The sequence below is a fragment of the Bradyrhizobium sp. Kon56 genome, assembly GCF_055807635.1.
Genome location: NZ_JBVVOU010000073.1, coordinates 1 through 7,156 on the forward strand (window position 1 = coordinate 1; position 7,156 = coordinate 7,156).

Sequence of the window (7,156 nt, forward strand, 5' to 3'; positions counted from 1 at the left end):
TGCCGATATCGATGCCGATGACGGCGGGCGAAGCGTCGAGTTTCTGAGACATGGCGTGCTCCTTGTCTTGGGCGCCCCTTGCCAGCTTCTCGTGGTGGCAGGGCCGGAGCACGGCCGGACCATTCCATTAGCTGCCGTTTCGGAACGTCTCCAGTTCGTTCGCTATCCGGGGCATTTGCGCCGCATGTTGTGCCCACGCTAGTGGGCTGAAAAGAACAATCGCGGCCAGCAAGACTGGCGCACGCGACTTATACATGAACGCTATCCTTCTCGCCGTCGGGCGCCCGTTGCATTCAGGCCAGGCCCGCCTAGGCCGTAGCCAACTGATAGTCTTCTGCACCTATTTCGTCACAATTCGCCGCGTCGGCGTCACTGTGCCGGTGGGCGCCATTGGAGAAATCGAAAAGGTTAGCCAGGTATTCCAACCCGCCGGCCGGTTTTCGGCAGCGAATTCGCCGTATCCTTTCAGATTGAGATATCCTTGCATGTCGCCAACCGGAAACAGAAAGCCGACCTGTGGGCCCACGGCGAGGACGCGCGACCGGAAACCGCCGAGGATCGGGTGTTGCCCAGAGTCGTCGGTGATCTGCTGATAGGCGTATCCCACCAGGCCGACAAAGACCTGTTTCGAAAGAAACTGCGAGGCACCCCAGTCGACGTGGAAATCAATGCCGTTCTGGTATTGCGTGTCCGGGTTCTTGAAATTGTAGGTAAATCCCGCGACGGCCGAAAATTCGTGCCCCGCTTGCGGATTGAAGTAGGTGTAGCCGCCGCCGCCATCAATGGCGCCATCACTGAATTTGTCTCCGCTTCAACAACGATCTGAATGCAACGGGCTCAACCATGATGATCGTGCTCACTGAGCGCAATTCTCACCTTGCCGCTGCGTGCGAAATGACCTGCGAGAGCTGGTTGACGGAGGGGATTTCCATTGACTCCGCGCTCAGGGTTTAGTCGCAAGAAAGATCGGCCGCCGTCATCGGTGCGAAGGCGGCGGACGGCTAACGCTACTTCGCCATCGCCGCGATGGCGGGCGGCTTCCAGGTTCCTTCGCCCGGAGGCAGGATCGAGGGGGCTTCGATCTTCGGCGAGTACAGGCGCATCACTAAGTAAATGTCGCCGTTCGGCGCCGGCAGCCAATTGGCCTCCTTGTCGGTGCCCGGCGACTTGTCCTGGATGTAGAGCGTCAGGAATCCATCCGCATTCGTCTTCATATTCGACAGCATCGGCGAATTGATCAAATAGCGGTTGATCGGGTTTTCGACCAGCAGTTGGGTCTTGCCGTCGTACATGGTCACCGACCAGAACGCGTTGACCGGCGGGAATTGTCCGGCGGCAAAGGTGATCGTGTAGTTGTTCTTGCTGCCGTCGAGCGCCTCACCATTGGCGAGAGTCTTCGTCATTGGATACGTCGCCTCTGCCGCGTCGTTACCGTAGATTCCAGCCTTTGCGCCGGCGGCGCGAAGCAGCCAATTGCCGTTGAAAAATGCGCGATCGCCGAACAGCGAGCCGACCTTCCACCCGTTGACGTGCTTTTGTTGATCCTCAACGTATTTCTCGACCCTGGCTTCGCCCTCCTTCATGCCAAGCCCGACCTCGAGCTTGTGCCTCAGGGGCAGGTCCTTGAAATTGAACCTCTTGCCGGCACCGACGCCGATACGCGCGAGCTTGGCGCGAATTTCCTTCTCCTCAGGCCCGGCCGGCGCGAATTGCAGCGCAAAGTCGAGATATTCGAAGAAGTTCGTCTTCACCATTTCCTTGTCGATCTTGGGGAAGTCCACCGCGACCGTGGCGACCGTCGCTGGCTGCTTCAAATACGATGAGAGCGGCTGCACCTTGTAGCCGCTCTGGACCTTCTCGACGTTGGGCATATCGTCCGGGCCGAACAGCTGGGTGCGGTAGCCCGCAACGGAGAACTGCGTTGTGGATTGAAACACCTTCTTGACGCCGGGCGGAGTGGCGCCTTTCCAGTCGGGGCCAACGACCATGTAGTCGCCCGGCTCGTTGCCGGTCGTGCGGGTGCCGATGTAGCCGTAGTTGAATGTATTGCCGTCTTCCAGCTGCACCGAATAGTAACGGCCCTTCTCCACCGCAGGCACAGACAGCACGATCGGCTCTGCCCGTAAATCCATCCAGAGGAATGAGTAGGGCGTGTCGCTGTTCGGGGTGACGACCGACGTGTCCTTGTAGGTAAAGACGCGCGCTTCGTTCTTGATCTGGTTGAACGGCGCCTTGAATTGTCCCGAGTTCTTGTCGACCGCGTACTCGTACATGACCGCATAATTCATCACGATGGGCAGGCCATAGATGAAGCCTTCCTCGGCGATGTTCTTGGCCTCGCGGATGTCAGGCCATTCCACCTTGGCCTGCGCGCTCGCCGGAATTGGCGTCATTGTCGTAACCGTCAGTGCAGCCAGTGCTGGGAGTAGATCGCGTTTTGTCAACATGATGCCGATCCTCATCTGGCACGTTACGTGCACACACGCCGGCGCCGAAGCGCCGGCGCTCAACTCAATTTCACTGGACCGACAGGCCCACCGTTCCGGTCTGTGCCTTCACGACCGGCGGCGGATTCCATTTTCCGGTCAGGGCGTCGGCTTTCGGGCTGTAAAGCCGCATAGTCAGATTGAAAGCTCCCTTCGGCGCCGGAAGCCAGTTGGCTTCCTTGTCCTTGCCTGGGCTCTCGTTCTGAAAATAGAGATCGAGCGCCCCGTCGGCGTTGTACTTGAACGGCATCCAGCTGCTGACGGCGAAGCGGTTCAACACGTTGCCCACCTGGAATCCCTCATGGTCGTAAAGTGTGATCGACCAGAAGGCGTTGACCGGCGGCGCCGCGCCTTTTTCGAAGGTGATGGTGTACTTGTTGACGCCATCCAGCGGCTTGCCGGATTCATCGCCGAGGTTGAGAGGGTAAATCGCATCCTCGGGCAGGTTCGCCCCGAGTCCCAGCTGGGCCACGATGGCGCGCTTGAGGTAGTAGTTGCCGTAAACACCCATGGTATCGGTATTCATCGACCAGCCATTCGCCACCCGCGCCAGCGTAGCCACCTTCCACGCCATCAGCTTCTGGCCGTCCTGCGGCGCGGTCTCCAGCGCCCTTTGCACGACTGGATCGAGCTTGCCGATGTCAAAACTCTTGCCGGGCTCGATGCCGATCTTCTTCATCTGCGAAATGATCGGCTCGTCGGTGGCGTGAGCCGGGTGCAGCTTGAGCAACTCGGCGGCGTAGGCGAAATATACCCCCGCCGACATGGTATCGACCTGGACCTTCGGCGGCGTCTTCATGTCGACGCTTGGGTCGATCTTGACCTCGACCGGCTTCGGCGTCTTGCCGTAGTCGGAAAGAGCGACGACCTTGTAACCGGCCTGGATCTTGTGAACCACATCGTAGTCCGGCGGGCCGTCGGTCTTGGTGCGGCCGACGACCCAGACATAGGGCGTCGGCGCGTCGATGCGCTGGGTGTCCTTTGGAAGCTTGAACTCCTCGGCAAACCTTTCGCGCAGATCTGGCCGCCAGCCCGGAGGCGTCACCAGGAAAGTCCCGGCCCCGGTGCCCGTCGTGCGCCAGCCCGGCGACGCAAAGACGTCGGTCCACAAGTCGAGCATCGGCAGCAGATAGTAACGTCCGTTCGTATCCGGGACCGTGATGACGACCGGCTCTTTGGTCATATCAAGCCACGAAGACGAGTAGAGCGTGTCGAAGTTGGACCGGACGACGCCCTTGAAATTTGCCGGCGGGTACTCCGGCACATTGGCGAACGTGTTCATCGGGCCTCTGAAAGGGTCTTTTCCTTGTTCGACATTGGTGAATTGCTTCCTCGTCATTTCCATCGACATGAGAGAATAGAAATAGACGTAGGCGTCGACCGCGATCGCGTGCGCCTCCTCTTCGGTGATTTTCGGTAGCCCGCCTTGGGCAAGAGCCGCGGGTGCGGCCGCAACACCGAGATATAGACATAAGGTCAGCTGCAGAATTCGTCGGAACATGTCGAACACTCCTTCTTCATTGCCACTGAGCGCCGTGGCGCCCGTGCCGGCCCATTTTCGTTCAACTCAATCGAAAACGGGGAAGCAGCCGCTTCCCCGTGCATCGCCGTCAATAGCAGGGCGGATAGGGGTAATAGCCGCAGGCCGGGTGCGCGTATGGATAGGGCGCATACGGTGCGGCATAGGCCGCCGCGCCATATGCAGCCGCGCCAACGGCGCCGGGATACATCGCGCCACGGAACGCGCTGCGCCGCGCAACGCCGGCAAACGACATCGGCGTGAGGGGCCGCCCAATGATGTCGATGAAGAGAGCGGCCCCACCGTCGGCGCCGGCAAAATCGCCTTCAAGAGTCTGGACATTGAAGGTGAGCTTGTCGCCCTCGAGCTTCGGATTTTTGAGGACCACGACGGCGTCTTTCACAGAACCGTCCCTGCCAAGCACGGAGACGGTCGCGTTCGGTGCACTTTTTGTAAGCTGTCGTCACCCGATCCCCACTCCGCGATGACGTCAGCGGTCGGCTGGTGGCCGGCGGATCTTACCGGGCGGTCGGCAAATATGATCGCACTGGGCGATACGCCGGTCAAAGTGAGTGTGTCGCCCTGCAACGTCGCACCGCTCGAGTTGAGCACGAACAGCGACGGCACGATCTCGGGTTTGGCTGCGCCAGATGGCGTGCCGATCGTCTTTATCGAAGGCGTCGCCGCGTTCTGGGCGAGCGCGGCGTTGCCGGCACATAACGTGGTGGCCAAGGCAACCATGCCGAAAATATGATTAAGATCTGTGATGCGCATGACTTCATTCCCTTTTTCACAAAAAATGATCGGTCGCGTTGAAGCACTCTCGCGTGGAATGCGAGAAGGGGCGCAAGAAAAGGATAGTGCCTCATTTGCAGAAACCGCCGTTCGGCGTCTGCAGCAATCGATATCAGGGCGCTGGAATTACTTCGTTTTAAGGTAACGTTGAAGGACGACCACTAAGAAGCGTTTTGCTTCGACTACCTCCACGAGCTATCTTGAGCATAGCACCCAAGAAGGGCGAGAACCAGCCGTGGTTTTTTATTTTGCGCCCCTACATCTCTCGCGCTCTCAACTAATCACCCCTCGGAGCGCGTTGGGTTCGTGTTGTAAAAGTGAGCCGAGTGTGACGAGACGAATTGTCGCATTCCGGTCCCTGAAGGCAAACGATGTGCTGTCTTAATCGTCCGCTGGACCTTCAAGGTTCAACAAGTCGGCCCCTCGCATAACTAGAGACAGCGACCACAACGGAACGTAAGAGTCGCTGCCGTTCAGCGAATCGGTTGACAGATTCGAGCTTCCATATTGCGCCCGCGCGCGTTACGCTCTCGACGGAGAGACAATCCATTCACTCTCCTTGATTCAAATCAATATGATACCCGCTCGACTGTCATTCGATGAAATTGCTTCGGTGAGATCTCAACCGGGGAGTTCTGCATGAAGAGTGTATTGCTTTTCTTGGCGATGATGGGCGGCCAAACAACAATTCCAGTCAGCGAGCGCGTCCCTCAACTGAATGTCGAGGCGACATGCAAGGCTACCGTAGCCACGGATAAGGCGATGGGCCTGGATCTGCCGCAGACCTATGATGATTGCATGCGCGACGAAAATTCCGCGCTGCAACAGCTTAATTCCGTATGGCTCACGAACTCCGATAGCCTTCGAAACCGATGCGAAGGCGAAGCGACGGCTGGCGGCAGTGACAGCTATGTCGACCTGCTCACCTGCATGCAAATGGCAGATTGGGTGAAATCGACGCCGGACGCTCCAAGATTGAGGGGAGCGAGCAAGAACCGAAATAAACTGTGAGACGCCGCCGAGGTTTGTTTGCAGCCGGATGCGGTGCCGAAGCGTTCCCGCACTTACCGTCGCGTGGACCTTTACGTGCAGTAACTTGACTTAGCGGGTTGCACGCGCTCCAGACCTGGCACGAACATCAAGCCGCTGCCCTCAAGGACGCGGCGATCTGGCGGTGGGATGGTTTAGTCGCCGCCGTCGAAACAAGACGGGCCGCCTCCGGACATCTCAGTTTCTGACGAAGAATAGCGGCGTTCTGATCGTCAGCTGATAGGCAGGCTTTGGTGTCCATGCAATCTGAGCTGTGACGCCAAACAGGCGATTATCATTGTCGTCCATCCGGTCGATGTCGAACCGTACAATTGGCTGAGTAAAGGATGGTATTGTCGCTAGGTTCAGCAGTTGCGCGCCGCCGAAGGATTGAACGCCCGCGCGGCCCGTGAACTTCCAGTTGTTGGGCCACTGATAGTAGCCGCCGAGATAGCCAATGGTGTTCGGGTTGATCGTCGCGAGTGGAGAGTCGACATTGATCCTCGTATATTGGACGCCGGCCAGCCACCCGTTGGTCTCGTCTTCGTTCAGCGCATAGTCAAACTCCACAATGTTGTTGAAGGACGTCGTCGCAAGCGCCGAATCCGGCACCGATCTTGTGATGGTGGTCTGTAGTGTAATCGTTGGTATCGATCCGCCATTCTGCTGATAAAGGTCAGCCTGGAAACCGACGTTCCAGGTGGAGATCGCAACGGACGACCAATCAGACGTCCCACTTTGCGAAGCGCTCGCCGTAAACCCGCCGTACAACGAGACGGCGTCGGTAACATCGACCGTCAGCGGAACGTCCAGCGCGACGCTTTGGCTTGACGGCGAGGAGGGTGCCGGAAAGCTCGAAAATCGCGGAGAACTCGACAGATCCGAGAGCGTCCGAAGCGTCGCGATGGCCGTCGACAATGAAGGACTGCTGAAGCCGATCGAAAGTGTATTGGCGGGCACCGTGGCGTAGTTCGTTCTCAAGTCCAGATAGATGTTGGGCCACGAAATCGGTCTGGACCCATCTTCCCTATCGCCAGCATCCTTGGCCAGGACAGGACGTGAGAGACACACCAAAGGCGGCACTAACATCAGGCAACAGTACGATCGAACCCCGGTAAAACGTAGGTCTCGCCGTCCCTTTGGCTCGAGCTCGGAAAATGAGCATTCTCATCTCACCCGCCGCTTTGATAGCTGCGGCAGTATGGAGCGGACGTGATAGCTTGTCCAACGTGGCTCTAATGTCTGGTTCTGGCCGATTTTGTTGCAAAAGTCGGTTGAGACAAGTCACGAACCGTGATTCCGTTGTGTTGACGCGAATCTCGGCGAG

At 58.3% G+C, this 7,156-nt stretch carries 4 protein-coding genes and 2 pseudogenes; 1 reads left to right on the plus strand and 5 read right to left on the minus strand.

Features of this window, described 5'->3' with window-relative positions:
• Positions 1–340 precede the first annotated feature (340 nt).
• From AC0L3B_RS37710 to AC0L3B_RS37725, 4 genes and pseudogenes are all read right to left on the minus strand, one after another.
• Positions 341–790: pseudogene (locus tag AC0L3B_RS37710) on the minus strand (SphA family protein); the annotation flags it as partial.
• A 217-nt stretch (positions 791–1,007) separates the two neighbouring features.
• Positions 1,008–2,447: a DUF1254 domain-containing protein gene (locus AC0L3B_RS37715; protein WP_473382568.1), complete on the minus strand. Its 1,440-nt coding sequence runs from the start codon at positions 2,445–2,447 to the stop codon at positions 1,008–1,010.
• 70 nt (positions 2,448–2,517) lie between these two features.
• Positions 2,518–3,987, minus strand: coding sequence for a DUF1254 domain-containing protein (locus tag AC0L3B_RS37720; RefSeq protein ID WP_473382571.1), 1,470 nt, complete (start codon positions 3,985–3,987; stop codon positions 2,518–2,520).
• Positions 3,988–4,096: 109 nt separating this feature from the next.
• Positions 4,097–4,779, minus strand: a pseudogene (locus AC0L3B_RS37725) (hypothetical protein).
• 660 nt (positions 4,780–5,439) lie between these two features.
• On the opposite strand from AC0L3B_RS37725, the gene AC0L3B_RS37730 reads away from it, so the two are divergent.
• A complete protein-coding gene (locus AC0L3B_RS37730) occupies positions 5,440–5,811 on the plus strand; it encodes a hypothetical protein (protein WP_473382574.1) in 372 nt (123 codons plus the stop codon).
• A 216-nt stretch (positions 5,812–6,027) separates the two neighbouring features.
• Here AC0L3B_RS37730 and AC0L3B_RS37735 read toward each other — a convergent pair whose 3' ends face one another.
• On the minus strand, positions 6,028–6,747 hold the full coding sequence (locus AC0L3B_RS37735) for a hypothetical protein (RefSeq protein ID WP_473382577.1): 720 nt from the start codon (positions 6,745–6,747) through the stop codon (positions 6,028–6,030).
• Positions 6,748–7,156 lie beyond the last annotated feature (409 nt).